The sequence below is a fragment of the Frigoribacterium sp. VKM Ac-2836 genome (assembly GCF_013248995.1).
Lineage (GTDB): Bacteria > Actinomycetota > Actinomycetes > Actinomycetales > Microbacteriaceae > Frigoribacterium.
The window spans coordinates 1156017-1181527 of record NZ_JABRPK010000001.1 but is presented as its reverse complement, the minus strand read 5'-3'; the positions used below and the strand labels follow the sequence as shown (position 1 = coordinate 1181527).

Here is a 25511-nt window from a genome sequence, read left to right as displayed (position 1 = left end):
GCATGTCCGTCGACATCAAGCACTACCGGGACCGCGAGTCCTCCGCAGCAGGGGCCGCCGCACCCACCACGGCGTCGACGACGCGCGAGGATGCGCGGCCGGCGATCGACCTGCCCGAACTGCCGCGCCGACGCAAGGGATCGCGCCGCAGTCGGGTGCTTCTGGTGCACTCCTCCGACGAGATGTACGGCTCGGACCGCATCGTCGTCGAGGTGGTCGGCGAACTCGCCGCCCGTGACGACCTCGACGTCACGGTCTGGTTGCCCTCCGACGTCTCCGTCGGTCCACTCGGACCGAGGCTGCGCGAGCTCGGGGCGCGCGTCGAGCGGACGCCACTGCCGATCCTGCGCCGCACCCGTCTCGGTCCCCTGGGCCTTCTCCGTCTCGCCCGCGACGCGGCGCGGACCGCAGCCCGTCTGTCGGGGCGTCACTTCGATCTCGTCTACTGCGCCACGAGCGCCTGCCTCGTCGTCGCGCCGGTCGCGCGGGCCATGGGCGTCCGCCGCGTCGTGGGACACCTCCAGGAGCCCTGGAGCGACGGGGACCGCCGAGGCCTCCGTCCGTTGGCCAGGGCCTGCACCTCCCTCGTCGCCGTCTCACGGTCGGTGCTCGACTCCTCCGGCCTCTCGGAGGACTCCCGGGCCGTCGTGGTCCACAACGGCATCTCGGACCGCTCGATCGCCGCGACCGACCGTGCCGAAGGCCGCGCTCCCCAGTACGTGGTCGCGAGCCGTTGGAACGGTCACAAGGGTCACGCCACGCTGCTCACCGCCTGGAACGCAGCGGGCTGCCCCGGTCAACTGGTCATCCTGGGCGGGCCACCGGCCGTCGGCTCCTCCGTCGACGTGCCCGGACTCGTCGCGGCGATCGTCTCGCGTCCCGAGACGGTCACCGTCGTGGGAGAGGTCGCGGACGCGTCGCCGTATCTCCGCGACGCCGACGCCGTGATCCTGCCGACCGACACCCTCGAGGGGTTCGGTCTCGTCACGCTCGAGGCGTTCAGCCAGGGACGCCCCGTGATCGCCAGCCGATCCGGCGGACCCGAGGAGGTCGTCGACGAGGGCAGCACGGGATGGCTCTTCGACCGTCGCGACGTCGACGGTCTCTCGGCGATCCTGTCGTCGATGGACGTCCCCACCCTCGCCGTCGCCGGGCGCCACGCCCGCGAGGCGTACCTGCAGCGGTTCACGCCGGAACGCATGCGCCGACGGATCGGAGCGGTCGTGACCCGCGAATTGCACACGGCGGATGTCGACTCGCTGGCGGTGGCGTCATGAGCGACCGCACGACGACCGCCGAGGCGACCTCCGCGCGACCCTCCGTGCCCCGCTCCGTTCGCCCCGCTCTGGCGGCCCTCGCCTCGGCCCAGAAGCCGTCGACGGGTGCGCCCGCTTACTCGCGTTTCGTCAACCGCCGCCTCGGTCGGTGGGCCGCCGCGGTGGCCTACACGGTCGGTGCGACGCCGAACCAGGTCACCGCAGTGAGTGCGGCCTGCACCTTCGCGGGGATCGCCGTCCTCGCCCTCGCCCCGTCGGGTGTCGGCACGGCCCTGGCCGTCGTCCTGCTCCTCGTCGTGGGGTACGCCCTGGACTCGGCGGACGGGCAGCTCGCCCGGCTCCGGGGCGGTGGCAGCCCCGCGGGCGAATGGCTCGACCACGTCATCGACGCGACGAAGATCGCCGTGCTGCACCTGGCGGTCTTCGCGTCCTGGCTGCGCGAACCGGACGGCCGCGAGGCTCTGCTGGCCGCGCCGCTCGTCTACCAGGTCGTGGCCACGGTGGCGTTCTTCGCCATCGTCCTGACGGATCAGCTCCGCAGGGCGGAGGCGGCCCGGACCGGCGTCGCCGCGCCCGTGGGTCGTCGCACGGGACTGCTCTACTCGTTGGCGGTCGTTCCGACGGACTACGGCCTGATGTGCCTCGCCTTCGTCCTGCTGGCCTGGCCGCCCGCGTTCACCGTGGTCTACCTCGCCCTCCTCGTCGCGAACACCGGCTACCTCGTCCTCGCTCTGCCCAAGTGGTTCCGCGAACTCCGGTCCGCGACGCCCGCGTCGATCGGGTCGAAGCCGTGAGCGACGAGGGCGCCCGGGCTCGCCGGGCCCGTGTCGGCGGTCTCGGTCGGGCCGTGTCGCGTCATGCCGTGCTCGTCGGCGTGGCGGCGCTTCTCGGGGCGGCCGCCGGCGTCGGTGCCTCGCAGGTCGCTCCGACCGGCTGGCGCGCCGAGGCGACCCTCCTCGTCCGCGTCGAGTCGCCGGGCTCGGGCCTCGCGGCCCGGGGCCAGTTCGCGCAGCAGCGTGTGGCGTCCTACGCCGAGCTCGGCACGAGCCCGGAGGTCCTCGGATCCGTCGCTGCCGACCTCGGTCTGCCGGTCGACGAACTCGCCGAGCGGGTCTCCGTGGTCAACCCGGGCGGCACCGCCGTCCTGCGGGTCCAGACGTCGGCCGGCACGGCCGACGGGGCGGCCTCGTTGGCCGACGACGTCGCCGAGAGCCTCTCGACGGTCGTGGACGGCGTCGAGTCGCAGGCCGGGTCGGACGGTCAGACCGTCGCACTCGACCTGACCTCCCCGGCGGCCGTGCCGACCACGCCCGACGAACCGGGCCTCGCGCTGTCGATGCTCTCCGGTCTGCTGGCCGGCCTGGCGGTGGGTCTGGCGGGCGCGCTCGTCCTGTCCCGCGCCCGGCCGACGGTCGACACGGTCGACGACGTCCGCCGCGTCACGGGGCTACCGGTCGTGGGGCAGCTCCCGGGGACCCTGCGGCACGGCGACGACCCGGTCACCGGGGTCTCGTCCGCCCGGACCCGAACGGCCCTGCGCGAGGTCGTCCAGAACACGCGGGCGCTGCGCGGTGGTTCGTTGCCCGCCACACTGCTGCTGGCGCGGACGGATTCGGTCCGCGAGGCGGTCGGTGTGGACGGCGGCCTCGCGCGTGCCGTCGTCGAGCTCGGCGCCACCTGCGCCCTGGTCCAGTCCGACTTCGACACCCGCACGCTCTCGCGCCCGTCGACGGTCCCCGTCGGTGCCGTACCCGAGGAGGTCGAGGCCGATCGCCACGGTTACGACCGTGTGCCGGTGCCCGACGGTGTCGTGGCCTCGTCCCGCCACCTGGTGCGCTCCGGGACCCATGCATTCTTCGCCGCTCTCCGAGAGGACTACGACGTCTCCGTCGTCCAGGCCTCGAGCGACTCCCATCCGCTCGCCCTGCGCGCCGTGACGGACGAGGTCGACGGCGTGTTGCTCGTCGTCCGGTCCGGGGTCACGACGGTGGAGTCCCTCCGGAGCCTGAGCGCCGAGCTGCTCAGCCTCGACGTGCAGCCCGTGGGCGTCGTGCTGACCGGCGTGCCCCCCTGGCGCCGGGTCCTGGTGCGGGCCACCTGGCTCGACGGCGACGTCCGTGACGTCGTCGAGGAACCGGTGCCCTCGTTCAGCATCGCCGACCTGGTCGACCACGCGGGTGGCTCCCGTCCGCTCCAATCCCTCCCCCGCCTCCGACGCCGGCCCGGTGCCCTGTCGTGACCACACCCGAGCACCACCCCGACGAGAGGACCACACCCGTGGACGTCATCCCCACCCCCACCCTGGGCCTCGGCCTCGATCCCGTCGAGGTCACGAGCGGACGAGGAGGCGCGGGCCGGGTCGGTTACGCGGCCGGAGCCTTCGACCTCTTCCACATCGGCCACCTGAACCTGCTCCGGCACGCCTCCGCGCAGTGCGACCACCTCATCGCGGGGGTCGTGTCCGACGAGATGCTGGAGGTGACGAAAGGCATCTCGCCCGTCGTCCCACTCGCCGAACGGTTGGAGATCGTCCGCCACATCGACGTCGTGGACGGCGTCCACGCCGAGACCGTGCCCGACAAGATGGACGTGTGGCGCGAGCTCCGCTTCGACGTGTTCTTCAAGGGAGACGACTGGCGGGGAACCGAGAAGGGTCTGCGTCTCGAACGCGAGTTCGGAGCGGTCGGGGTCGAGGTCGTCTATTTCCCGTACACGATGAGCACGTCCAGCACGGTCCTGCGCCGGGCTCTCCGGGCACTGTCCGGCACGTCGGGCCACGGAACCGAGCCGGCCGCCGTCGGGGACTCCGTCCGCCTCCAGGGCTGACCGGTCCTCCCCATCCCGGATCGTTCCGCCCGTCCTCGTGGGGCACTGGGGACAACCATCTCGAGGGGGGATCGGTTCGCGAGGCTCTGACCATGACAGTCGCCTCCACACTCCATGCCCCCCTCTCCCGCCCGTCGCTCGATGTGCCCGGTGGTCACGACGGCCACCACATCGCGCCGCGGATCGCGGAGCCACCCGAGCCCGCCCGCGATCCCCACGAACCGCTGCGCGACGCTCTCGACCTCGTTCGTCACGTCCAGGTCATCGTCCCGGCGGCCGTGCGCCGTCAGCTCTGGACGCTGTTCTTCGACGCCGACGACGTCCCTCTGCCGCTGATGGTGCCGCTCGAGGGCATTCCCGAGGTGCCCGACGAGGCCGCCCTCGGCCATTACGGCGACGCGTTGGCCGTCGTCGCCACCGAGTTCGGTGCCGCGTCGGTGGCGTTCGTCCTCGAGAGGCCGGGTGTCGCGTCACCCCACGTCACGGACCGTCGATGGGCCGACGAGCTCGCGGAACTCGGCAGAGGCCGATCCTTCGGCGTCCGACCGGTGTTGATGTGCTCGGACGAGGGCGTATCGGTGCTCGACACCGGCGGTGGCCGGCGAGGCCCTGCGGCCGGGCGTCAGGCGTCCTCGAGTCCTGTTCGCCGTGCGGACATCGTGCGTCGACCCTGATTCCGTTCGCGGTCGACTGATCGCCACCAGGCCGTCTCGGCGAGTTCAGGCGACGTGAAGACGCCCAGTCTCACCGGCTCGTCATCCGTCGGACTCCAGCGGCTGAGGCGGTAGCCGCCGCCGAAGCGTTCGATGACCGCTTCGGGGGCCGCCTCGGGGTGGGCACGGACGGTCCACCGATCGGACACGGTCTCGTCGAGCATCGGGCGATCGTACCGGGTCAGGCGCGCTGGCCGAGGCGTCCGCGCAGCACATCGATGCGCTTCTGGATCTGCTCGGTGCTGGCTTGGGCGACCGACGGTCCACCGCTGATGCGCCTGAGATCGGCGTGGATCAACCCGTGTGGTTCGTTCGAGTGTCGCGACCAGATCGAGACGAGGCGACTGAGCTCTTGACGTTGTTCCTTGATCGTCTGGTACAGCGGTCGGGCCTCGACGGCCGGAGCCGTCGTGGGCATGCCCGTCTTGGGAGCCCTCCGGGCCTGGGTGGCCTGCCGCTGACGGAGCAGGTCGCGCACCTGATCGGGCTCGAGCAGTCCAGGGATTCCGATGAAGTCCAGTTCTTCGAGGCTGCCGATCTCGCCACCGGTGCCGAACTCGCCACCGTCGTAGAGCACGCGGTCGAAAGAGGCCTGGGAGTCGAGTGCCTCGAACGGCTGCTGTTCGAGCAGGCTCGAGGCCTTCTCGTCGCGGTTGGCTGCGGCCATCATGTCTTCTTCGGGTGCGAAGAGACCGTCGTCGGCGTCCGTGGGCCGATCGAGTGCGTGGTCACGCTGCAGTTCGAGCTGGTTGGCGAGTGCCATCAGACCGGGCACGCTCGGCAGGAAGATCGACGCGGTCTCGCCCCGTCGCCGGGCGCGGACGAATCGGCCGACGACCTGGGCGAAGAAGAGCGGTGTCGATGCCGATGTGGCGTAGACGCCGACGGCCAATCGGGGCACGTCGACACCCTCGGAGACCATGCGCACCGCGACCATCCAGCGGCTGTCGCCCTCGGAGAAGGCCTGGATGCGGTCGGAGGCCGCTTTCTCGTCGCTGAGGACGACGGTCGGCCGCTCGCCCGTGATCTTCTGGAGGATTGCCGCGTACTGCCGAGCCGCGGTGTGATCGGTGGCGATGACGAGCCCACCCGCGTCGGGAACGCCCCGACGTACCTCGGTGAGTCGCTTGTCCGCCGCCGACAGGACGGCCGGTATCCAGTCGCCCTGGGGGGACAGCGCCGTGCGCCAGGCCTGTGCCGTGATGTCTTTCGTCACCGCCTCGCCCAGGGACGCGCTCATCTCGTCACCCATGCGGGTCCGCCAGCGCATCTGACCGGCGTACGCCATGAACAGGACCGGTCGCACGACGCCGTCGGCGAGGGCCCGGCCGTAGCCGTAGGCGTAGTCGGATCTCGACGTGCGGATGCCGTGTTCGTCGGGGGCGTACTGGACGAACGGGATCTGAGCCGTGTCGGACCGGAACGGAGTTCCCGTCAGCGAGAGTCGGCGGCTCGCGCCGGAATAGGCTTCGCGGATGCCGTCGCCCCAGCTGAGCGCGTCGCCACCGTGGTGGACCTCGTCGAGGATGACGAGTGTCCGTCCCGCCGTGGTGATCGCCTTGTGGACCTCGGGCTTCATGCCGACCTGGGCGTAGGTCACGGCGATGCCGTGGTAATGCCGCCCGAAGGTGCCGTCGGCGTTCTTGAACGTCGGATCGAGGCGGAGGTTGACCCGGTCGGCGGCGTCCGCCCACTGACGTTTGAGGTGCTCGGTGGGGGCGACGACCACGACGCGGTCGACCTCGCCTCGGGAGAGTAGTTCGGTGGCGAGGCGGAGGGCGAACGTCGTCTTGCCGGCGCCCGGCGTGGCCGCCGCGAGGAAGTCCCTCGGCATCGTCGAGAAGTAGAGTTCGAGGGCCTCGGCCTGCCAGGCGCGAAGCTTGCTCGCGGTGCCCCATGCGGCCCTCTCGGGGAACGCGGGCGACAGGTGTTCAGCGGCCGAATTGCCGGCCGAGACGCCGACGTCGAGTGGGTCGGACGAGAGGCCGTCGAGGTGCTGCTCACCCCCGGTGGGGTCGGATGCGTTGGCGGTGCTCACTCGAACCGAGTTTACCCTCGACCGTGGTCGTCGACGGACGCGGCGCCCGCGCCGCGTCCGGACCCACCGGGCCGACGTCGTGAGGTGCCGAGCAGCGAGGCCGGCGTCAGCATGGCTGACCCGAACCTGGCCCGCAGGGCGTCCATGGTCGACTCGGCTTCGCGCCAGTCGGCGTCGTCGTCCCAGAGGCCGAGCGAGTCACCACCCGTCCCCTCGCTGAGCTGCTCGACGCGCACGCCCACGAGCCGGATGCGCTCGTGCTGTTTGCCGGTCGCCTCGTACAGGGACAGGATCTCGTCGTAGATGCGGCGACCGAGGTCGGTGGGATCAGCGAGCGTGCGTGACCGCGTGATCGTCACGAAGTCGGTCGTGCGCAGCTTGAGCACGACCGTACGGCCGCTCACGCCGGCGGCCCGCAGGCGGGTGCCGACCTTGTCGCTCAGGCGGAGGAGTTCGCGTCGGACGACGACGGGGTCGACGACGTCGGTGCCGAAGGTGTTCTCGTTGCCGACGCTCTTCTCGGCCGTCTCGGTGTGGACGCTGCGCGGGTCGCGGCCCCATGCCAGATCGTGGAGCTTCGCACCCGCCGCCGGCCCGACGGCGTGGACGAGTAGGTCGAGAGGGGCCGCGGCGACGTCACCCACGGTTCGCAGGCCGCGATCGAGCAGCACCTGCTCGGTCTTTCCGCCCACGCCCCAGAGGGCGCTGATCGGTCGCGGGTGCAGGAACGCCAGGGTGTGGCGGTGTGGCACGAGCAGGAGCCCGTCGGGCTTGGCGACGCTCGAGGCGAGCTTGGCGACGAACTTGGTCGATGCGGCGCCGATGCTGCAGTGGAGGCCGGTCTCGGCGTGAACCCGACGACGCAGCGCCGTGGCGATCTCGTACGGGGAGCCCATCAGGCGGATCGACCCGCTGACGTCGAGGAACGCCTCGTCGATGCCGAGGCGTTCGACCAGTGGCGTGACGTCGTCGAACATCGACATGACGCGGGAGGACCAGTGCTGGTACTTCTCGAAGTGCGGTTCGAGCACGATCGCCTGAGGACAGCGGCGCAACGCGATCGCCATGGGCATCGCCGAATTGACGCCGTACTTGCGCGCCTCGTAGGTGGCGGCGGTGACGACCGACCGGTCGGAGCGGTGCCCGATGACCACGGGCCGGCCCCGCAGCTCGGGGTGGTCGAGCAGCTCGACGGAGGCGAAGAAGGCGTCCATGTCGACATGGAAGATCGGCGCGGTCGCGTCGTCGGTCGGCACCGTGGTGACGAGTCGCCCGCTGCCGTCTTGTTTGCTCACCGGAGCATCCTCACACGCCCCACCGACAACCGCGCCGTCGGGGCTCCTGTCCCGGCCCCGGGACGTCGGGCCGACCGGGCGGCCCCGGCCCTCAGGACGCCGGCCCGAGCAGAGCGGCGGCGATGGTGGCGTGTGCCGAGTCGGTGCTCGACGGGTGGAAGCGTCCGGCGAGGACGTCGCGCTGCAGGCGACCGAGCTCGGAGGACGACCGGTACGACGAGCCCCCGGCGACGGTGACCGCCTGCTCGACCACCGCGCGGGCCGTCTCGGTGGCACGCGTCTTGAGCCCCACGACGAGTCTCGGCCAGTCGGCGCCGTGGTCGACCTGCGCATCGACGTCCCGGGCGACCTGGTCGACCTGCGGTTCGAGCCCGTCCACCGCCACGGCCGCGTCGGCGACGCGCCACCGGACGATCGGGTCGGACGCCCGGGCCGCTCCCCCGGCCCGTCGCGAGGTCGTGCCGAGCGCCGACTCGACGGCGAGCCCGAGGGCCCGACGGGCGACGCCCCGGTACACGGCGGCGACGGTCGTCTCGAAGACGGCGAAGACCGCGAAGACGAACGGGTCGGCGCTCGGGCCGACGGGCAGTCGGCGGACGACGCGCGAGGCGGGCACCTCGACCCCGGTCAGTCGTGTCGTGTGGCTCTGGGTCGCCCGCATGCCGATGGTGTCCCAGTCGTCCAGCGAGGTGTGGCCGGGCTGATCGCGATGCACGAACCCGTGCACGAGAGCCGGGGCGTCGGGATCGGTGTCGTCCCGGCCGAAGACGCCGAGACGCGTCCACACCGGGGCGAGCGAGGTGAAGATCTTGGTGCCGGTGAATCGGTACCCCCCGTCGTCCGACGGCTCGGCCGTCGTCACCGAGTCGGACAGGACGAGGTCGTTGCCGGGCTCGCTCACGCCGAAGGCGAAGACCTCGTCCTGCGCCGCGTCCTCGAGCACCAGGTCGAGCGAATCGTCGCCCCGGGCGCTCAGGACGGCCGCGCACCCGGTCCAGACCAGGTGCATGTTGATCGCCAGCGCGGTGGCCGGTGCCGCGGTGGCGAGCCGTGACTGCAGCGACGCGACCTGCTCGAGTCCGAGCCCCGCGCCTCCTCGCTCGGTGGGGACGAAGGCCCGCAGGTAGCCGCGCTCACGCAACTCGGCCAGGTCGTCGTGCGGGAACGTGTTCTCGCGGTCGTGCCCGGCGGCCCGTTCGCGGAAGCGCTCGAGAAGGCCGCCGGGCAGCATCTCGTCGGGAGACCAGGAGGCGCGGGTCGGGTCGGACGCCGAGGAGGGCTTCGGTGCGGGCACGCGTCGAGAGTAGTTTGGTCGCATGAGTCAGCAACACCCGTGGTCCCGTTACGTCGCCCTGGGCGACTCGTTCACCGAGGGGATCGGCGACCCCGAGGAGCGCTCCCCCGGGGGTCACCGGGGCTGGGCCGACCGCGTCGCCGAGGTGCTGGGCGCCTCGACCGAGGACTTCGCCTACGCCAACCTCGCCGTCCGGGGCCGTCTGCTGCAGCAGATCATCGACGAGCAGTCCGAGGCCGCGCTCGCCCTGCGGCCCGACCTCATCTCGGTCTCGGCCGGGGGCAACGACATCATCCGCCCCGGCACCGACCCGGACGAGGTCGCCGCCGGCTTCGAGGGGCTGGTCGAGCGGCTGCGGTCCGACGGCGCCACGGTCGTGGTCTTCACCGGGCCCGACATCGGTCTCACGCCCGTCCTCGGTCGCCTCCGCGGCAAGGTCGCCATCTACAACGAGCACGTCCACGCCATCGCCCTGCGGCACGACGCCGTGGTCGCCGACATGTGGGCGCTGCGTCAGCTCGTCGACCCACGCATGTGGGCGCCCGACCGGCTGCACTTCAGCCCCCTCGGCCACCACACGATCGCACGGATGGTCCTGCAGGCCCTCGCGGTCGAGAACGACCTCGCGCCGTACGAGCCCGAGCCGCTCGAACGTCGCCCCTGGCGCAGCGCTCGGGCCGACGACATGGGTTGGGCCCGCGAGTACCTCGTGCCCTGGGTCGTCCGCCGCATCCGGCACCAGTCCTCGGGCGACTCCGTCCGGGCGAAGCGACCGGACGCCGTCACCATGGTCTACCGCGACGACGTCTGAGCGGTCGCCTCAGAGCACCTCGTCGGGGTGCGTCAGCCGCCACCACGCCCCGGGCTCGCCGATGCTCGCGTCGAGCTCGAGGGGCACGACGTGCCGCTCTCCGTCGACGGTGAAGGTCACGTCACCCACGCGGGTGCCGGACGGGGCCGCGCCCACGTCGTCCGTCTCGACCGACGCCTCGACGGTCTCGTCGCCCCAGACGAGCACGGTGGCGTCCTCTGCAGCCACCGCGCGGGCGGCATCGCCCCAGGGCAGGTCGTAGGTGGCGAAGGGATCGCCCCGGCTGGTGAGGGTGACGGTCCGGAAGCGGTCGGCGACGCTGGCGAGCAGAGCCTGGACGTCGCGGTCGAGCTGGTCGTGGTCGACGCCGCCGAGCATGGCACCCACGACCGTGATCTGCTGTCCGCCGATCGTGTAGTCGGCCGCGAAGAGCAGACAGGCCCCGGCTTCGTCGAGGGTTCCCGTCTTGATTCCGACGACGCCGTCGAGCCCGAGCAGTCCGTTGCTGTTGCTGATCTCGCCGATGCCCGGCACGGTCGTCGTCGTCGTGCCGACGGTTCGGCGGACGTCGGGGTCGGCCAGCGCCAGTCGACCGAGTTCGATCAGGTCCGTCGAGGTGCTCGTGTTCTGGGGCGACAGCCCGGTCGGCTCGACGAGCGTCGTCGAGGTGAGCCCGTGGTCGGTGAGCCATGACCGGGCGGCGTCGACGAAGGCCTGGTCGCTGCCGAACGCCCACCGGGCCAGCACCTCGGCGTAGTTGTTGGCCGACTCGATCAGCATGACCTCGAGGACCTGGCGTTCGGTGAGGATCTGACCGGCCGCCATCGGCGCGACCTTGCCGTTCTGCGCGCGGTACGCGTCGACGAGGGCCGCCTCGGCCGGACCGAAGGTCAAGGTCGGACCGTCGCCGCCGTCGAGCGGTTTCTCGTCGAGCACGACGAGGGCCGTGACCACCTTGCTGATGCTCGCGATGGGGCGGGGCCGTTCGTCGCCGCTCGTCGTCAGACTGTCGTCCCAGCCGATCGCCTCGACCGCCGTCGCGCCGTAGGCGGGGAAGGTCAGGTCGGGGCTCGCCTCGGCCGGTGCGGTGTACGCGGCGACGTCCGCCGCGGCGGGCGCCAGCGGGCTGAGCAGGGCTAGGGGGACGTACCCGCCCACCGCGACGACCAGGGCGAGCAGCGCGATCACGCCCACGCGCCTCCTGATCACGCCGGGGCGTCGACGCCCGTCGACGCCGGTCACGCGACCGCCTCCGACCCGCCCGTCGGCACGCGCAGGGCCCAGAGGGCGACGGCCGAGGCGGCGGCCACGTTGAGGCTGTCGACGCCGTGCAGCATCGGGATGGTGACGACGGTGTCGGCCGCCTGCAGGGCGGCACGGCTGAGCCCGTCGCCCTCGGTGCCGAGCAGCAGGGCGACGCGGTCCGGAGGCGCGGCCGCGTAGGCGTCCAGGGTCACCGCGTCGTCGCTCAGCGCCAGGGCGGCCACGTCGAACCCCGCCCTGCGCAGCAGTCCGGCACCCGCCGGCCACTCGGGCAGCCGGGTCCACGGAACCTGCAGCACGGTGCCCATGCTGACGCGGACGCTGCGCCGGTAGAGCGGGTCCGCGCAGCGCGGGGTGATCAGTACGGCGTCCGCCCCCAGTCCCGCGACGGCCCGGAAGATCGCGCCCACGTTCGTGTGGTCGACGATGTCCTCGAGAACGACGACACGTCGGGCCCCGTCGAGCACCGACTCGACCGAGGGCAGCTCGGGACGGTGCATCGACGCGAGTGCCCCGCGGTGCAGGTGGTAGCCGGTGAGGGTCTCGAGCAGGGCCGCGTCGCCGACGAAGATCTCGCCCTCGTGGTCGGCGACGAGGGGTTCGATGTCGGGCAACCAGCGGTCGGTCATCAGCACCGACCGGGGCACGTGGCCCGCCCTCAGCGCCCGCTCGATGACCTTGGTCGACTCGGCGATGTAGAGGCCGCCCTCGGGCTCGGACACGCGCCGCAGGGCGACGTCGGTGAGGCGGTTGTAGTCGGCCAGGGCCTCGTGGTCGAGGTCGGTGATGCGGGTGACGTGCACGGTGCTCCACGGGGGACGGCCCCCGCGGACGGGCGACAGCTGGAATCGAATCGGAGGGGGACGCGTTTAGGCTAGCGTCACCGCACCCGAAGGAGCCCCACCCGTGTCTAACGCCCCCGCGGTCCCCACCGACGAGCAGGCCCTCGAGGCCGCGGTCGAGGCCCTCCGCGGGCGCCGGGTGGCCGTGCTCACCGGGGCCGGTGTCAGCACCGATTCGGGCATCCCCGACTACCGCGGCGCGGGTGCTCCCCCGCGCAACCCGATGACCTTCCAGCAGTTCCTCTCGAGCGAGAGTTACCGCAAGCGTTACTGGGCCGGCAGCCACCTCGGCTGGAAGTCCTTCCGGGCCGCCGGGCCCAACGAAGGGCACCGGGCGCTGGCCCGACTCGAGGCCGCCGGCGTGACGAACGGCGTGATCACCCAGAACGTCGACAACCTGCACGTGCGCGCGGGGTCCCGCCGGGTCGTCGACCTGCACGGCACCGTCGACCGCGTGGTCTGCCTCACCTGCGGGCAGGCCTTCGCCCGCGACATGGTCGCGGCACGCCTCACGGCCGAGAACCCGTGGATCGACGAGCCCGACCAGGTGCGGCTCGCCCCGGACGGCGACGTCGAGGTGCACGACATCGACGCCTTCGTCGTCCCGACCTGCACGGTCTGCGGAGGCTTGCTCAAGCCCGACGTGGTGTTCTTCGGGGAGTTCGTGCCCACCGAGCGCTTCGCCGAGGCTCGCTCGATGGTCGTCGGCGCCGAGGCGCTGCTCGTCGCGGGTTCGTCGCTGGTCGTGAACAGTGGCATCCGCCTGCTCGACCAGGCCACGCGCCGCAAGCTGCCCGTGGTCGTCCTCAACCGGGGAGTCACCAAGGGAGACTCCCGAGCCACGGTTAAGCTGGACGCCGGCACGTCGGAGACCCTGGCGGCCCTGGCCGAGCACCTGGGCGCGTAGCGTCCCGGGCTCCGTCCACCGGAGGAACGATGACGCTCTTGTACCTGGTCCGCCACGGTGAGACCGACTGGAACCGCGCCCGGCGCATCCAGGGCTCGACGGACATCCCCCTGAACGACCTGGGTCGGGCGCAGGCCCGTGAGGCCGGCGGCCTGCTCGCCCGGCGTCGCTTCGACGCCGTGGTCGCCAGTCCCCTGTCGAGGGCGGCCGAGACCGGGGCGATCATCGCCGTTCGGCTCGGCCTCGCTCCGCCCGAACTCGCGCCAGAGGTCGCCGAGCGCCGCTACGGCGACGCCGAGGGGCTGACCGGCGAACAGGTCGAGGCACGCTTTCCGCCCGGAACACCGGTGCCCGGTCGCGAGAGCCGAGGGGCCCTCGTGGGGCGGGTGCTGCCCGCTCTCGCCACGATCGCCGCCAGGTACGGCGACGGGGCGTCCGTGGTCGTCGCGACGCACGGTGCCGTCATCCGGGCGGTCGTGAACCACGTCTCCCCCGACACCGACGCCCATCTCGGCGTGCCCATCCGCAACGGGTCGATCCACTCGTTCGAGTTCGCGGGCGACGCGTTGACGCTACGAGAGTTCGACGACCCGATCGAGGTCGAGTCCGAGCGCCCCGGCACCTATGCCTTCGAGTACCAGAACGCCCTCGAGAGCGAGGCGGCCGACCCGGTGTGAGAACCCTGCTCGGGCTCCTGGCCCGTCAGCGTCCCGAGCGTCGACGCCGATGGCTGCCCGCGGCGGCGACGTCCGCCAGCAGCCGCAGCAGCACGTCGGCGGAGTCGCGCCAGCTGAACCGGGCCGCCTGCTCGATCGACGCGGCCGAGCGTGACTCCCACTCGCCCTCGAGCCGCCGCACGGCCGCCGCGATCGAGGCGGGCGACGACGGGTCGAAGTACAGCGCCGCGTCACCGCCGATCTCGCGGAAGATCGGGATGTCGCTGACCACGGCGGGCGTCCCGAGGGCCATGCCCTCGACCAGCGGTATGCCGAACCCCTCGGCCCTCGAGGCCGTCACGACGGCGGTCGCGCCGAGCAGGGCATCGCGGTACTCGTCGTCGTCGGCCCCGTCGTGGAAGACCAGCGACCCGGCGGGCGCCAGGGTCGTCAAGGAGGCGCGCTCGACCTCGGACACGCGGCTCATCAGGTGCAGCCGGTACCCGTCGAGCAACGGCAGCGCCCTGGCCAGCGCCGACACGTTCTTGTACGGCATGAAGGACCCCATGTAGACGAGGTCGCGTCGCTCCGGCGCGGTGCGCCGCTCGACCCCGTCGACCGGATCGGCGGCGTTGTACACGACCGTCACCGGCCGGTCGGTCAGCCGGTGTCGGCGCATCTCGTCGCGCGTCGTGCGGCTCACGGTGACGATCGCGTCGGCACGGTTCAGCAGCACCCGCTGAGGCCACCAGGCCAGGTGGTAGAGCCGCCAGAGCAGCCGGACGGGCAGCGCGAACTCGGGCGGAGGCGTGCGGTTCGTGTAGTAGATCAGGTCGTGCAGGGTCAGCACGAGCGGGTACCGACGCCCGGCCGACCCCATCGTCTGCATGGGCGACCAGACGACGTCGGGCCGTAGCCGGTTGACCTGCCGAGCGACGAGCGGCTCGAGGACGCTCGTCGGCGAACTGACGAGCAGATGTGGCTGATCGGGCAGCTTGTCGAGCTGGCGAGGGTCACTGACGAGCATGGTCACGTCGTGCCGCTCGGCCAGAGCCGACACGACGCCGGCGCTGAAGCGGCTGATACCGTCGTGGCGCCCGACGCGGACGTACCGGCAGTCGACGACGACCCTCATCGGACGAACGCCTCGATCGCGGCCGCGGCCTGCCTCGGCTTCTCGTAGTGGATCAGATGGCCGACCCCCTCGATCACGTCGAGCGTCGCGTCGGGGAAGAGTGCCTGCAGCCGGTGCTGAGCGGGCAGTGCGGTGATGTCGTCACGGTCGGCGGCCACGAGCAATGTGGGCACCGTGACGCCGGAGGCGTACGTGCTGACGTCGCTCGACACCGAGGCGCGGAACGCGTCGAGCACGACCCGCCGGTCGGAGAAGCGCGAGAAGAAGCTGTCGTGCTGGTCGTGGATCCAGCGCCGCAGTGCCCGGTCGCGCGTCTTGACCATCGCGAGGCTGGTCACGCGGGTCACGGCCGCGTTGCGCAGCACGCGCTGACCGACGCGCTCGGGCAGGGCCGCCCCGGCCCAGTAGTAGAAGACGGCGAGGCGCGTCACGACACCGCGCGGGCCCTGCAGGGCGGGTGCTGCGATCGGGTTGACCAGGATCAACCGGGAGGTGCGGAGTCCGTCGGCCACCGCGGCCGACGTGACGATCGAGCCGAAGGAGTGCCCCAGGACGACGACGTCGTCACCGACCGAGAGGCTCGCCACGAACGACGTCAACCAGCGGGCGTACGCCGCGACGCTGTGCTCACCGTCGAGCGGGGTGGACTCGCCGAAGCCCGGCAGGTCCGGCATGACGACCCGGGCGTGGTCGAGATGCGCCACGACCGGTTCGAGACCGTGGTGGTCACCTCGGAAGCCGTGCACCGCGACGATGGTGACCCGCGCCTCCCGACCCTCGGGCGGTTCGTAGGTCCAGTAGCGGGTCAGGCTGCCGGCGACCTCGACGACGTCGTCGCGCACCGCTCGGGCGTCGAGGCGGGCACGGTACGGCGACTTCACGCGGGGGGGTCGGACGATCACGCGCCCGAGTCTACGAGCGACGCGCTGACCGGAGTGCGCGCCCGGGGGTCTGCGCCCGTAGGGTGGGCGCGTGAGCTTCACTGCCCCGATCCAGCAGCCCGGACTGACCCTCGACCCCAACTGGCACCGCCGTGCGGTGTTCTACGAGGTGATGGTGCGGTCCTTCGTCGACAGCAACGGCGACGGTGCCGGTGACCTGCAGGGACTGCTCACCCGCCTCGACTACCTGCAGTGGCTCGGCGTCGACGCCCTCTGGCTGCCGCCGTTCTTCCAGTCGCCGCTTCGCGACGGTGGTTACGACATCCAGGACTACAAGTCGATCCTGCCCGAGTTCGGCACGCTCGACGAGTTCCGCGACCTCGTGACCAAGTCGCACGAGCGCAACATGCGCATCGTGATCGACATGGTGCTGAACCACACGAGCGACCAGCACGAGTGGTTCCAGCAGAGCCGCGAGGATCCCGAGGGGCCCTACGGCGATTTCTACGTCTGGCGTGACACCGACGACGAGTACTCGAACATCCGGGTCATCTTCGTCGACACGGAGGAGTCCAACTGGACATTCGACCCGGTGCGCCGCCAGTTCTTCTTCCACCGCTTCTTCTCGCACCAGCCCGACCTCAACTTCGAGAACCCGGCAGTGCAAGAGGCCGTGTTCGACGTCGTTCGGCACTGGCTGGCGATGGGTGTCGACGGGCTGCGACTCGATGCCATCCCCTATCTGTTCGAGACCGAGGAAGGCAACGGCGAGGGCGAACCGGCGACGCACGAGTTCATCAAGCGCCTGCGCGCGATGGTCGACGAGGAGTTCCCCGGCCGGGTGCTCATCGCCGAGGCGAACCAGTGGCCCGCCGAGACGGCGGCGTTCTTCGGCACCCAGGACGAGCCCGAGTGCCACATGGCCTTCGACTTCCCGGTCATGCCCCGCATCTTCTATTCGCTGCGCGCCCAGAGCGCCGACGAGCTGAAACGCATCCTCTCGGAGACGACCGAGGTGCCGCCGGGCGCCGCGTGGGCGGTCTTCCTCCGCAACCACGACGAGCTCACCCTCGAGATGGTCAGCGAGGAGTACCGCCAGGCGATGTACGGCTGGTACGCCTACGACCCGCGCATGAGGTCCAACATCGGCATCCGGCGCCGCTTGGCGCCCCTGCTCGACAACTCCCGGGCCGAGCTCGAGCTGGTGCACGCCCTGCTGTTCTCCCTCCCGGGCAGCCCGTTCCTGTACTACGGCGACGAGATCGGAATGGGCGACAACATCTGGCTGCCGGACCGCGATTCGTCGCGCACGCCCATGCAGTGGACTCCGGACCGCAACGCCGGGTTCTCGACGGCGGACCCGGGCAAGCTGTTCCTCCCGGTCGTCCAGTCGCTCGTCTACAACTACAACCTGGTGAACGTCGAGAGCCAGTTGGCGCAGTCGCGGTCGTTGCTGCACTGGGTGCGGAACGTCATCCACGTGCGCAAGGCCCACCCAACGTTCGGCCTCGGGACCCTCGAGGTGCTCGAGACCAACCAGGAGTCGGTGCTCTCGTTCGTCCGCTCGTACGAGGGCGCGGGCACGCAGTTCGGCGACTCGGCGGAGGACATCCTCTGCGTGTTCTCGTTCGGACACAACCCGACCTCGGTCGACATCGTGGCCCCGCAGTTCGCCGGGCGCACGCTGTTCGACCTGTTCGGCGGGGCACAGTTCCCGTCCTTCGACGACGAGGGCAAGGTCACGTTGACGCTCGGCACGCAGGCATTCTTCTGGCTGCACGTCGGTGACGTTCCTGCCGTGGCGACGCCCGCTGTCGGTGGCGCCTCCTAAGCTCGCAGGGTGACTGACACCGAGACGACAGGCGCCGCTCCCGATCTCGCGACCGTGGGCGAGCCACCGGCCGCTTGGTGGCAGGCGCTCGGCGTCTTCGACCTCGAGACGACGGGCATCGACGTCGAGACGGCCCGCATCGTCACCGCGCACGTGGGTCTGATCGATGCCGCAGGGTCCACCGTTGCGCACGGCGAGTGGTTGGCCGACCCGGGTGTCGAGATCCCCGAGCAGGCGAGCGCCGTGCACGGCATCTCGACCGAGCGGGCACGTGCCGAGGGGCGTCCGGCCGTTGAGGTCGTGGCCGAGATCGTCGCCGCCATCAGGGCCGTCTTCGCCCGAGGTGTGCCGCTGGTCGTCTACAACGCCCCGTACGACCTCACCTTGCTCGACCGTGAGGCACGTCGCCACGGCGTCGAGCCGTTGGGCAAGGTGGGCGAGATCGGGTGCGTCGTCGATCCCCTCGTCATCGACAAGGCCGTCGACACCTACCGCAAGGGCAAGCGCACCCTCGAGGCCGCGGCGGCCGTCTACGGCGTGTCCCTCGACGATGCGCACGACGCCGGGGCCGATGCGATCGCAGCGGGGCGGGTGGCCCAGGCGATGGCGAAACGCTACCCCGATCGGCTCGACCTGCCCGTCACCGAACTGCACGACCTCCAGGTCGGTTGGTGCAAGGCCCAGGCCGAGAGCTTCCAGCAGTACATGCGCCGTGCGAAAGACCCCACCTTCACGGCGCACGGGGACTGGCCTCATCGCCCGCTGCCCTTCGCCTGAGCAGGATCACGCGCCCGCGCCTCCACGGCTCGTCCGCGCCTCCGGTGCCGAGGGTTCACGGCGTCGACCGTCTCACACGACACTTCTCCCCCCGACGCACGAAAGAGGCGGCCCACCGAAGTGGACCGCCTCTGCCTGGCGAACGGGCTGCTGCCTACTTGCCGAAGTTCTTGTAACGCGAGTTGAACTTCTCGACACGACCGGCCGAGTCGAGGATGCGCTGCTTGCCCGTGTAGAACGGGTGCGACTCGGACGAGATCTCGACGTCGATGACCGGGTAGGTCTCACCGTCGAGCTCGATGGTCTTGTCGCTGGTCGTCGTGGAGCGCGTGAGGAACGTGGCGCCCGACGCGAGGTCCCGGAAGACGATCTGCTTGTACTCGGGGTGGATGTCGGTCTTCATGATTGTCCTAGGTCTAGCGAACGAGTGATGATGGTGAGTTCAGGAGGCACACGCACTGGTGCTGCGGGCCAGCTGTCAACGATACCAGACCGACGGCCTGGATCGTAGGAGGCTCGGGTCAGCCTGCTGCGCGAGCCGAGTACCGGCCGCCGTCGGACTCGACACGCAGATCGACCCCGAAGGTGGCCCCTAGGGTCTCGGCCGTGATGACCTCGTCGAGTGGGCCGGCCGCCACGACGGAGCCGTGATCGAGCAGCAGGGCGTGCGTGAAGCCCCGAGGGATCTCTTCGACGTGGTGGGTCACCATGACGATGGCGGGTGCGCCTTCGGACGACGCATAGCCCGACAGCATCTGCAGCAGTTCTTCGCGGGCTCCGAGGTCGAGGCTGGCTGCGGGCTCGTCGAGCAGCAACAGCTCGGGGTCGGTCATGACCGATCGGGCGATCTGCACGCGTTTTTGCTCCCCGTCGCTCAGCTCGCCGAAGGTGCGGTCGGACAAGTGGTCGAGCTTCCATTCGTCGAGCACGCGGTGGGCACGACGCACGTCGACGCCTTCGTACTCTTCGTTCCACCGGCCCGTTACCGAGTAGGCGGCCGTCAAGACGACGTCGACGACCTTCTCTTTGGCGGGGATGCGACGGGCGATGGCCGTCGACGCGAAGCCGATGCGCGGTCGCAGGTCGAACAGGTCGACCGATCCGAGGTCGGAGCCGAGGATGCTGGTCTCGCCCGAGGACGGGTGGCTCTGCGCTGCGGCGACCTGCAGCAAGCTGGTCTTGCCGGCGCCGTTGGGGCCGAGCACGACCCAGCGCTCGTCGGAGTCGACCGTCCAGGTCAGCTTGTCGACGACGGCGGTGCCGCCTCGGACGATCGAGACATCGGTGAGCTGCAGGACGGTAGGCATGCGGCTCAGCCTAGTTGAGCAGGCCCTGGTAGATCCGCAGGGTTTGCTCGGCGATCCGTGACCACGAGAACTCTTCTTCCGCCCGCATGCGACCGGCCCGTCCCATCAGGCGGGCGAGCGCCGGGTCGGAGACGACCTCGGTGAGCGTCGCCGCCAGGTCGGCGACGAAGCGATCGGGGTCGACGGGGGTGCCGGTGCCGTCCTGCACCTGCTCGAGGGGCACGATGCGACCCGTGAGGCCGTCCGCGACGACCTCGGGGATACCGCCCGTGTCCGACCCCACGACCGGGACGCCACAGGCCATGGCTTCGAGGTTCACGATGCCGAGGGGCTCGTAGACCGAGGGGCAGACGAAGGTCGTGGCCTGGCTCAGGACCGCGCTGAGCTGGTGCCGCGGCAGCACGGTGTCGATCCAGACGACCCCGGTGCGTTCTTCTTGCAATTCGCGGACGAGGCCCGTGACCTCGGCCATGATCTCTGGGGTGTCGGGCGCACCGGCACAGAGCACGAGCTGCACGTCGGCGGGCAGCAGCTTGGCGGCACGCAGCAGGTACGGCAGTCCCTTCTGGCGCGTGATGCGACCCACGAAGACGACCGACGGGCGGTCGGGGTCGATGCCCAGGCCGCGGACCAGTTCGGCGTCGTCGACGCGCTGCCAGCCCTCGAGGTCGATGCCGTTGTAGACGACCTCGACCTTGGACTCGTCGATCGAGGGGTACGAGCGGAGGATGTCACGTCGCATGCCGTCGCTCACGGCGATGACACGATCGGCGGTCTCGTACGCCTGTCGCTCGATCCAGCTCGAGACCCGGTACCCACCGCCGAGCTGCTCGGCCTTCCAGGGTCGGAGAGGCTCGAGGCTGTGGGCCGTCAGGACGTGGGGGACGCCGTGCAGCATCTGGGCCAGCTGACCGGCAGCGTTGGCGTACCAGGTGTGGCTGTGCACGACGTCCGCGCCGGCGACGTCCTGGGCCATGGTGACGTCGACGCCGAGGGTGCGCAGGGTCGCGTTCGCCTGGTCGAGTTGGGGCAGGTCGGGGTAGCCGGTCGTGTCGGCTTCGGAGTCGACCTCGCCGAAGGCACGCACCTGCACTTCGACGCCCTGACGCAAGGCCTTGACGAGCTCGACGACGTGGACGCCAGCGCCCCCGTACACGTTGGGCGGGTATTCCTTGGTGATGACATCGACTCGCACGTGGTTCACCGTAGTCGTGCGGCCGTGAATCGTGCCATTCTGGCCCCATGGCATCAAAGAAGATCTTCGGCATCGTCTTGGCTGGCGGCGAGGGCAAACGCCTGATGCCGCTGACCGCCGACCGCGCGAAGCCCGCTGTCCCGTTCGGTGGCAACTACCGTCTCGTCGACTTCGCCCTGTCCAACCTGATCAATTCGGGTCTGCGGCAGATCGTGGTCCTCACGCAGTACAAGTCGCACAGCCTCGACCGCCACGTGTCGCAGACCTGGAGCATCGAGGGCCTCCTCGGCGCCTACGTCGCCTCGGTCCCTGCTCAACAGCGGCTCGGCAAGCGATGGTTCGCCGGCAGCGCGGACGCGATCCTGCAGAGCCTCAACCTGTTGCGTGACGAGAAGCCAGACATCGTCGTCGTGGTCGGTGCCGACCACGTCTACCGCATGGACTTCTCCCAGATGATCGAGGCGCACATCGCTTCGGGTGCCGGGGTGACCGTCGCCGCGATCCGCCAGCCCATCTCGCTGGCCGACCAGTTCGGTGTGATCGAGGTGGACTCCGACGACCCGACGCGCATCGGCCGGTTCCTCGAGAAGCCGACGGACGCCACGGGACTGCCGGACTCCCCCGACGAGATCCTCGCCTCGATGGGCAACTACGTGTTCGACGCGGACGTCCTGATCGACGCCGTGCTCCGTGACGGCGAGAAGCCCGACTCGAATCACGACATGGGCGGCGACATCGTCCCGGACTTCGTCTCGCGCGGCGACGCCGCCGTCTACGACTTGAACCGCAACGAGGTGCCCGGCTCGACCGAGCGCGATCGCTACTACTGGCGCGACGTCGGCACCATCGATTCGTTCTACGACGCGCACCGCGACCTCATCTCGGCCCTGCCGATCTTCAACCTCTACAACACCGCCTGGCCCATCTTCAGCCAGCAGCTCAACTCTCCCCCGGCGAAGTTCGTCCGGGACGGGCACGGCAACCTCGGCACGACGATCGACTCGATCGTCTCTCTCGGGTCGCTGCTCTCGGGGGCCCACGTCGAACGCAGCGTGCTGGGCCCGTGGTGCACCCTCGACAGCGGATCGCGTGTCGTCGACTCGGTCGTGTTCGAACGGGCACACGTCGGGCCGAACGCCGTCGTCAACCGCGCGATCCTCGACAAGGACGTCGTCATCGCGGCCGGCGCCTCCGTCGGCGTCGATCCCGAGGCCGATCGGGCCCGCGGGTTCACCGTCACGCCGTCAGGCATCACGGTGGTCGGCAAGGGCGTCCGCGTCGACCAGTAGACGTCTCTCGTCACACGGACCGGCGCGGGACGCCGACGGACCTAGGCTGTCGGCGTGCCGCGCTTCCTCATCGTCCTCGACGTCGACTCCACCCTGATCGAGGACGAGGTGATCGAGCTGCTCGCCGATGCGGCGGGCTCGCGAGAGCAGGTCGAGGACGTCACCTCCCGGGCGATGGCGGGCGAGCTGGACTTCGCCACGAGCCTCGCCGAGCGCGTGGCGACCCTCGAGGGGCTGCCCGAGTCGGTGTTCGCCGACGTGCGCGCGCGCCTCACGCCGACTCGCGGCGTCCGAGAACTCGTGAACGGCGTCCACGCCGCGGGTGGTCTCGTCGGCGTCGTATCGGGCGGGTTCCACGAGACCCTCGACCCGCTGGCCGACGACCTGCGCCTCGATTTCCGTCGGGCGAACCGCCTCGAACTCCGTGCGGGGCGGCTGACCGGGCGGGTCTCCGGCCCCGTGATCGACTCGAACGCGAAGGCCGCCGCCCTCCGAGAGTGGGCCGAGGAGGCACAGGTCGCCCTCACGCACACCGTCGCGGTGGGCGACGGTGCCAACGACCTCGAGATGATGGCCGCGTCCGCGTTGTCCGTGGCCTTCAACGCAAAGCCGCGGGTCCGCGAGCGAGCGGACGTCGTCGTCGGGACGAACGACCTGTCACAGGTGCTGCCCTTGCTGGGGCTGCGGGGCTGAGCCACCGCGGCGGGTCGACCCGCGCCGGGTGTCGGCTTGCGCCTCCTGCACTGGTCGCACCGGTGGGCCGCGGCGGGACCTAGTGGCCCATGCCGAGACCCCCGTCGACGGGGATCACGGCCCCCGAGATGTACGCGGCATCGTCACTCGAGATCCACGCGATCGTCTTCGCGATCTCGGCCGGTGTGCCGTACCGGCCGGCGGGGATGCTCTTCTTGTACTCGGCCTGCTGCGCCTCGGGCAGGACGGCCGTCATGTCGGTCTCGACGAAGCCGGGCGCCACCACGTTGGCCGTGATGCCGCGCGCCCCGAGCTCGCGGGTCAGCGAGCGGGCAAAGCCGACGAGGCCCGCTTTCGAGGCGGCATAGTTCGCCTGGCCCGGGCCGCCGTAGAGGCCGACGACGCTCGAGACGAGGACGATGCGGCCGAACCGGGCCTTGAGCATGCCCTTCGACGCACGCTTCACGACCCGGAACGCCCCGCCGAGGTTGGTGTCGAGGACCGAGGTGAAGTCGTCTTCGGTCATGCGCATGAGCAGGCCGTCCTTGGTGATGCCGGCGTTCGCGACGACGACCTCGACCGGGCCGAGCTGCGCTTCGATCGTCGTGAAGGCCGAGTCGATCGACTGGGCGTCGGTGACGTCGGCGACGACGGTCAGCGTGCCCTCGGGCCCCTGGCCGCTGCGCGCCGTGACGGCGACGCGGTGTCCCTGGGCGACGAACTCCTCGGCGATGGCGAATCCGATGCCTCGGTTGCCACCCGTGACGAGGACGGTGCGGGGCGTGGTCATGGGCGATCTCCTCGTGTGCGATCTCGACGGTCGCCGCGTGGTGCGGCGACGGGACGGCGAACCTGTGATCGGCAGGCCGTCGACCAGCCTACTGTCGGACCCGGGTCTTAGGATCGAGGCGGTCCCCCGGACGCCTGGTCCCCGAGATCGATCCGGCACCCGTCCGTGGTGCGTCCGCCCTCCTCCCGACATCGAGGTGTGCCCCCGTGAAGGCCTCGAACACGATCACGTCCCTCCCACCGTCCCCCACCGACGACCGGCACTCCCGCATGGTCAAGTACCTGGTCGCGATGGGCATCAGGCTCGTCTGCATCGCCCTCTGCTTCGTCTTCCCGCTCGGCTGGTGGACGTTGTTGCCCGTCATCGGTGCCGTCGTCATCCCCTACATCGCGGTCGTCTTCGCGAACGTCGGTCACGAGTCGGGCGATGCCGTCGAGAGCCCCGGCGGCATCGAGCTGTACCGTGAGCCGCAGGCACCCTTCCGGCCGACGGTGGTCGACGGCGACGCCGGGCCGGCAGGCCCCGCCCCCGCGCCCGACGACGCACCCGACGAGGCGGGTTCCGAGCGGAGGAGCGCCTGATGCTCGGCCTCGATCCCGTGGGCGTGCAGTGCTCTCGCGCCTCGTGTCGAGCCGAGGCACGGCATAATGTGCACTGGCGCAACCCCAAGATCCACGGCATCGATCGGGTCAAGGTGTGGTCGGCCTGCGATGAGCACGTCGATTTCCTGCGCGAGTTCCTCGAAGCACGTGACTTCCCGGTCGTCGTGACGGGGGTGTCAGAGGTCGTCGAACAGGTTGGAACGGAGGCGCGGTGACGAACATCCGGTTCGCCCTGTCGCGCCGGTGGTTGGGGTACCTGGCCGTCGCCGTCGTCTTCGCGATCATCTGCGTGTTCCTGGCCCACTGGCAATGGTCTCGTCATGACGAGAAGCTCGCGGTCGTGCACCAGCTCGAGCAGACCTACGACGCCGACCCGATCCCCCTGCAGCAGGCTCTGCCCGAGTTGTCCTCGTACGAATCCGCTCAAGAATGGCAACCGGTCGAGATGACCGGTCGCTACCTCACCGCGGACGAGCTGCTCGTGCGCAACCGCCCGCTCAACGGCCAACCCGGCTTCGAGGTCCTGGTGCCGTTCCGCACCACACAGGGCGAGGTCTTCGTCATCGACCGAGGCTGGGTGCCGACCGGCAACGCGCAGGACTCCCCCGACGTCGTGCCCGCACCTCCCTCGGGCGACGTCACGGTGGTCGCACGCCTCAAACCCGGTGAACCGGCCTTGGGCGACCGGACGGGCGTGCCCGGCACGAACCAGATCGCGACCATCCAGCTCAGCGAGGTCGAGTCGCGTGTGGGGCAGCCCATCTACTCGAGCGCCTACGGCCTCGTCGTCAGCGAGAGCCCGGCACCGGCCACGGCGCCGGTGCCGTCGTCGAGACCCGAGATAGACACGGGCCTCAACCTGTCGTACTTCGTCCAGTGGCTCATGTTCGCGGTGGGGGCTTTCGGATTCCTGTTCTACGTCTTCCGACAGGAGTACCGCAATCAGAACGCCGACGACGACGAACTCGTCGAACGCGAGGCCGAACGCCAACGGCGGCGTGAGGCCCGACCGCGACACGACAACGACGTCGAGGACGAGATCCTCGACGCCGCACGTCGCTGACTGCTCGGTCGGCCGCAGCGACCGTG

The 25511-nt window shown here is 70.6% G+C and carries 27 protein-coding genes; 15 read left to right on the top strand and 12 right to left on the bottom strand.

The features are described 5' to 3' along the window. Nucleotides 1–2 precede the first annotated feature (2 nt). From HRF36_RS05500 to HRF36_RS05480, 5 genes are all read left to right on the top strand, one after another. Nucleotides 3–1277 carry a glycosyltransferase family 4 protein gene (locus HRF36_RS05500; RefSeq protein ID WP_173207281.1) on the top strand — a complete coding sequence of 425 codons (1275 nt, stop codon included), beginning with the start codon at nt 3–5 and terminating at the stop codon, nt 1275–1277. Beyond that, entirely contained in the window at nt 1274–2071 is a 798-nt protein-coding gene (locus HRF36_RS05495) for a CDP-alcohol phosphatidyltransferase family protein (protein WP_173207278.1), read from the top strand. Before HRF36_RS05500 ends, HRF36_RS05495 begins: the two co-directional genes overlap by 4 nt. Next, entirely contained in the window at nt 2068–3516 is a 1449-nt protein-coding gene (locus HRF36_RS05490) for a hypothetical protein (RefSeq protein ID WP_173207274.1), read from the top strand. The genes HRF36_RS05495 and HRF36_RS05490 overlap by 4 nt, the downstream gene beginning before the upstream one ends. 62 nt (nt 3517–3578) lie before the next feature. After that, nucleotides 3579–4103, top strand: a complete 525-nt coding sequence (locus HRF36_RS05485) for an adenylyltransferase/cytidyltransferase family protein (protein WP_173207980.1) — start codon at nt 3579–3581, stop codon at nt 4101–4103. A gap of 92 nt (nt 4104–4195) precedes the next feature. Next, nucleotides 4196–4777 (top strand): hypothetical protein, encoded by a 582-nt coding sequence (locus HRF36_RS05480; RefSeq protein ID WP_173207272.1) that lies wholly within the window; start codon nt 4196–4198, stop codon nt 4775–4777. Here the strand turns inward: HRF36_RS05480 and HRF36_RS05475 are convergent. The 4 genes from HRF36_RS05475 to HRF36_RS05460 all read right to left on the bottom strand — a co-directional run bounded on the left by HRF36_RS05475 (nt 4726) and on the right by HRF36_RS05460 (nt 9380). Continuing rightward, nucleotides 4726–4980, bottom strand: a complete 255-nt coding sequence (locus tag HRF36_RS05475) for a hypothetical protein (RefSeq protein WP_173207269.1) — start codon at nt 4978–4980, stop codon at nt 4726–4728. The genes HRF36_RS05480 and HRF36_RS05475 overlap by 52 nt on opposite strands. Nucleotides 4981–4997: 17 nt before the next feature. Then, nucleotides 4998–6743: a DEAD/DEAH box helicase gene (locus HRF36_RS05470; RefSeq protein WP_217271058.1), complete on the bottom strand. Its 1746-nt coding sequence runs from the start codon at nt 6741–6743 to the stop codon at nt 4998–5000. 122 nt (nt 6744–6865) lie between these two features. Next, on the bottom strand, nt 6866–8149 hold the full coding sequence (gene dinB, locus HRF36_RS05465) for a DNA polymerase IV (RefSeq protein WP_173207263.1): 1284 nt from the start codon (nt 8147–8149) through the stop codon (nt 6866–6868). Between the two features lie 91 nt (nt 8150–8240). Beyond that, on the bottom strand, nt 8241–9380 hold the full coding sequence (locus HRF36_RS05460; RefSeq protein ID WP_254281142.1) for an acyl-CoA dehydrogenase family protein: 1140 nt from the start codon (nt 9378–9380) through the stop codon (nt 8241–8243). An 85-nt stretch (nt 9381–9465) separates the two neighbouring features. Here HRF36_RS05460 and HRF36_RS05455 point away from each other — a divergent pair, with 85 nt between their 5' ends. Further along, nucleotides 9466–10254 (top strand): SGNH/GDSL hydrolase family protein, encoded by a 789-nt coding sequence (locus tag HRF36_RS05455; RefSeq protein ID WP_173207242.1) that lies wholly within the window; start codon nt 9466–9468, stop codon nt 10252–10254. A 9-nt stretch (nt 10255–10263) separates the two neighbouring features. Here the strand turns inward: HRF36_RS05455 and HRF36_RS05450 are convergent, their stop codons facing one another. Continuing rightward, entirely contained in the window at nt 10264–11496 is a 1233-nt protein-coding gene (locus tag HRF36_RS05450) for a D-alanyl-D-alanine carboxypeptidase (protein ID WP_173207239.1), read from the bottom strand. After that, nucleotides 11493–12320 (bottom strand): RNA methyltransferase, encoded by an 828-nt coding sequence (locus HRF36_RS05445; protein WP_173207236.1) that lies wholly within the window; start codon nt 12318–12320, stop codon nt 11493–11495. The genes HRF36_RS05450 and HRF36_RS05445 overlap by 4 nt, the downstream gene beginning before the upstream one ends. 103 nt (nt 12321–12423) lie before the next feature. Here HRF36_RS05445 and HRF36_RS05440 point away from each other — a divergent pair, with 103 nt between their 5' ends. Further along, nucleotides 12424–13266 (top strand): NAD-dependent protein deacetylase, encoded by an 843-nt coding sequence (locus HRF36_RS05440; RefSeq protein WP_173207233.1) that lies wholly within the window; start codon nt 12424–12426, stop codon nt 13264–13266. A gap of 29 nt (nt 13267–13295) precedes the next feature. Continuing rightward, entirely contained in the window at nt 13296–13943 is a 648-nt protein-coding gene (locus HRF36_RS05435) for a histidine phosphatase family protein (protein ID WP_173207230.1), read from the top strand. Nucleotides 13944–13968: 25 nt separating this feature from the next. Here the strand turns inward: HRF36_RS05435 and HRF36_RS05430 are convergent, their stop codons facing one another. Together HRF36_RS05430 and HRF36_RS05425 are read right to left on the bottom strand one after the other, a co-directional pair. Then, nucleotides 13969–15057, bottom strand: a complete 1089-nt coding sequence (locus tag HRF36_RS05430) for a glycosyltransferase family 1 protein (RefSeq protein ID WP_173207227.1) — start codon at nt 15055–15057, stop codon at nt 13969–13971. Next, nucleotides 15054–15959 carry an alpha/beta fold hydrolase gene (locus tag HRF36_RS05425; protein WP_371740026.1) on the bottom strand — a complete coding sequence of 302 codons (906 nt, stop codon included), beginning with the start codon at nt 15957–15959 and terminating at the stop codon, nt 15054–15056. Before HRF36_RS05425 ends, HRF36_RS05430 begins: the two co-directional genes overlap by 4 nt. A gap of 70 nt (nt 15960–16029) precedes the next feature. Here HRF36_RS05425 and treS point away from each other — a divergent pair, with 70 nt between their 5' ends. Then, a complete protein-coding gene (gene treS / locus HRF36_RS05420) occupies nt 16030–17769 on the top strand; it encodes a maltose alpha-D-glucosyltransferase (RefSeq protein ID WP_173207225.1) in 1740 nt (579 codons plus the stop codon). A 54-nt stretch (nt 17770–17823) separates the two neighbouring features. Continuing rightward, entirely contained in the window at nt 17824–18546 is a 723-nt protein-coding gene (locus HRF36_RS05415; RefSeq protein WP_173207974.1) for a 3'-5' exonuclease, read from the top strand. 154 nt (nt 18547–18700) lie between these two features. Here the strand turns inward: HRF36_RS05415 and HRF36_RS05410 are convergent, their stop codons facing one another. From HRF36_RS05410 to glgA, 3 genes are all read right to left on the bottom strand, one after another. Next, entirely contained in the window at nt 18701–18949 is a 249-nt protein-coding gene (locus HRF36_RS05410; RefSeq protein ID WP_043594989.1) for a type B 50S ribosomal protein L31, read from the bottom strand. A gap of 118 nt (nt 18950–19067) precedes the next feature. Beyond that, a complete protein-coding gene (locus tag HRF36_RS05405) occupies nt 19068–19853 on the bottom strand; it encodes an ABC transporter ATP-binding protein (protein WP_173207222.1) in 786 nt (261 codons plus the stop codon). 10 nt (nt 19854–19863) lie between these two features. Further along, on the bottom strand, nt 19864–21048 hold the full coding sequence (gene glgA, locus HRF36_RS05400; protein ID WP_173207219.1) for a glycogen synthase: 1185 nt from the start codon (nt 21046–21048) through the stop codon (nt 19864–19866). Nucleotides 21049–21095: 47 nt separating this feature from the next. Between glgA and HRF36_RS05395 the strand changes: the two genes are divergently transcribed. Both HRF36_RS05395 and serB read left to right on the top strand, forming a co-directional pair. Next, nucleotides 21096–22337 (top strand): glucose-1-phosphate adenylyltransferase, encoded by a 1242-nt coding sequence (locus tag HRF36_RS05395; protein WP_173207217.1) that lies wholly within the window; start codon nt 21096–21098, stop codon nt 22335–22337. Between the two features lie 54 nt (nt 22338–22391). Further along, nucleotides 22392–23030 carry a phosphoserine phosphatase SerB gene (gene serB / locus HRF36_RS05390; protein WP_173207214.1) on the top strand — a complete coding sequence of 213 codons (639 nt, stop codon included), beginning with the start codon at nt 22392–22394 and terminating at the stop codon, nt 23028–23030. Between the two features lie 79 nt (nt 23031–23109). On the opposite strand, the gene fabG is transcribed toward serB, so the two are convergent. Next, complete coding sequence (fabG, locus tag HRF36_RS05385) at nt 23110–23820, bottom strand: 3-oxoacyl-ACP reductase FabG (protein WP_173207211.1); 711 nt, start codon at nt 23818–23820, stop codon at nt 23110–23112. Nucleotides 23821–24026: 206 nt separating this feature from the next. On the opposite strand from fabG, the gene HRF36_RS05380 reads away from it, so the two are divergent. The 3 genes from HRF36_RS05380 to HRF36_RS05370 are packed head-to-tail and all read left to right on the top strand — an operon-like array spanning nt 24027 to nt 25485. Next, nucleotides 24027–24401, top strand: coding sequence for a DUF3099 domain-containing protein (locus HRF36_RS05380; protein WP_371740024.1), 375 nt, complete (start codon nt 24027–24029; stop codon nt 24399–24401). Further along, nucleotides 24401–24637, top strand: a complete 237-nt coding sequence (locus tag HRF36_RS05375; protein ID WP_043594994.1) for a hypothetical protein — start codon at nt 24401–24403, stop codon at nt 24635–24637. The genes HRF36_RS05380 and HRF36_RS05375 overlap by 1 nt, the downstream gene beginning before the upstream one ends. Then, entirely contained in the window at nt 24634–25485 is an 852-nt protein-coding gene (locus HRF36_RS05370; protein ID WP_173207208.1) for an SURF1 family protein, read from the top strand. The genes HRF36_RS05375 and HRF36_RS05370 overlap by 4 nt, the downstream gene beginning before the upstream one ends. Nucleotides 25486–25511: the final 26 nt, after the last annotated feature.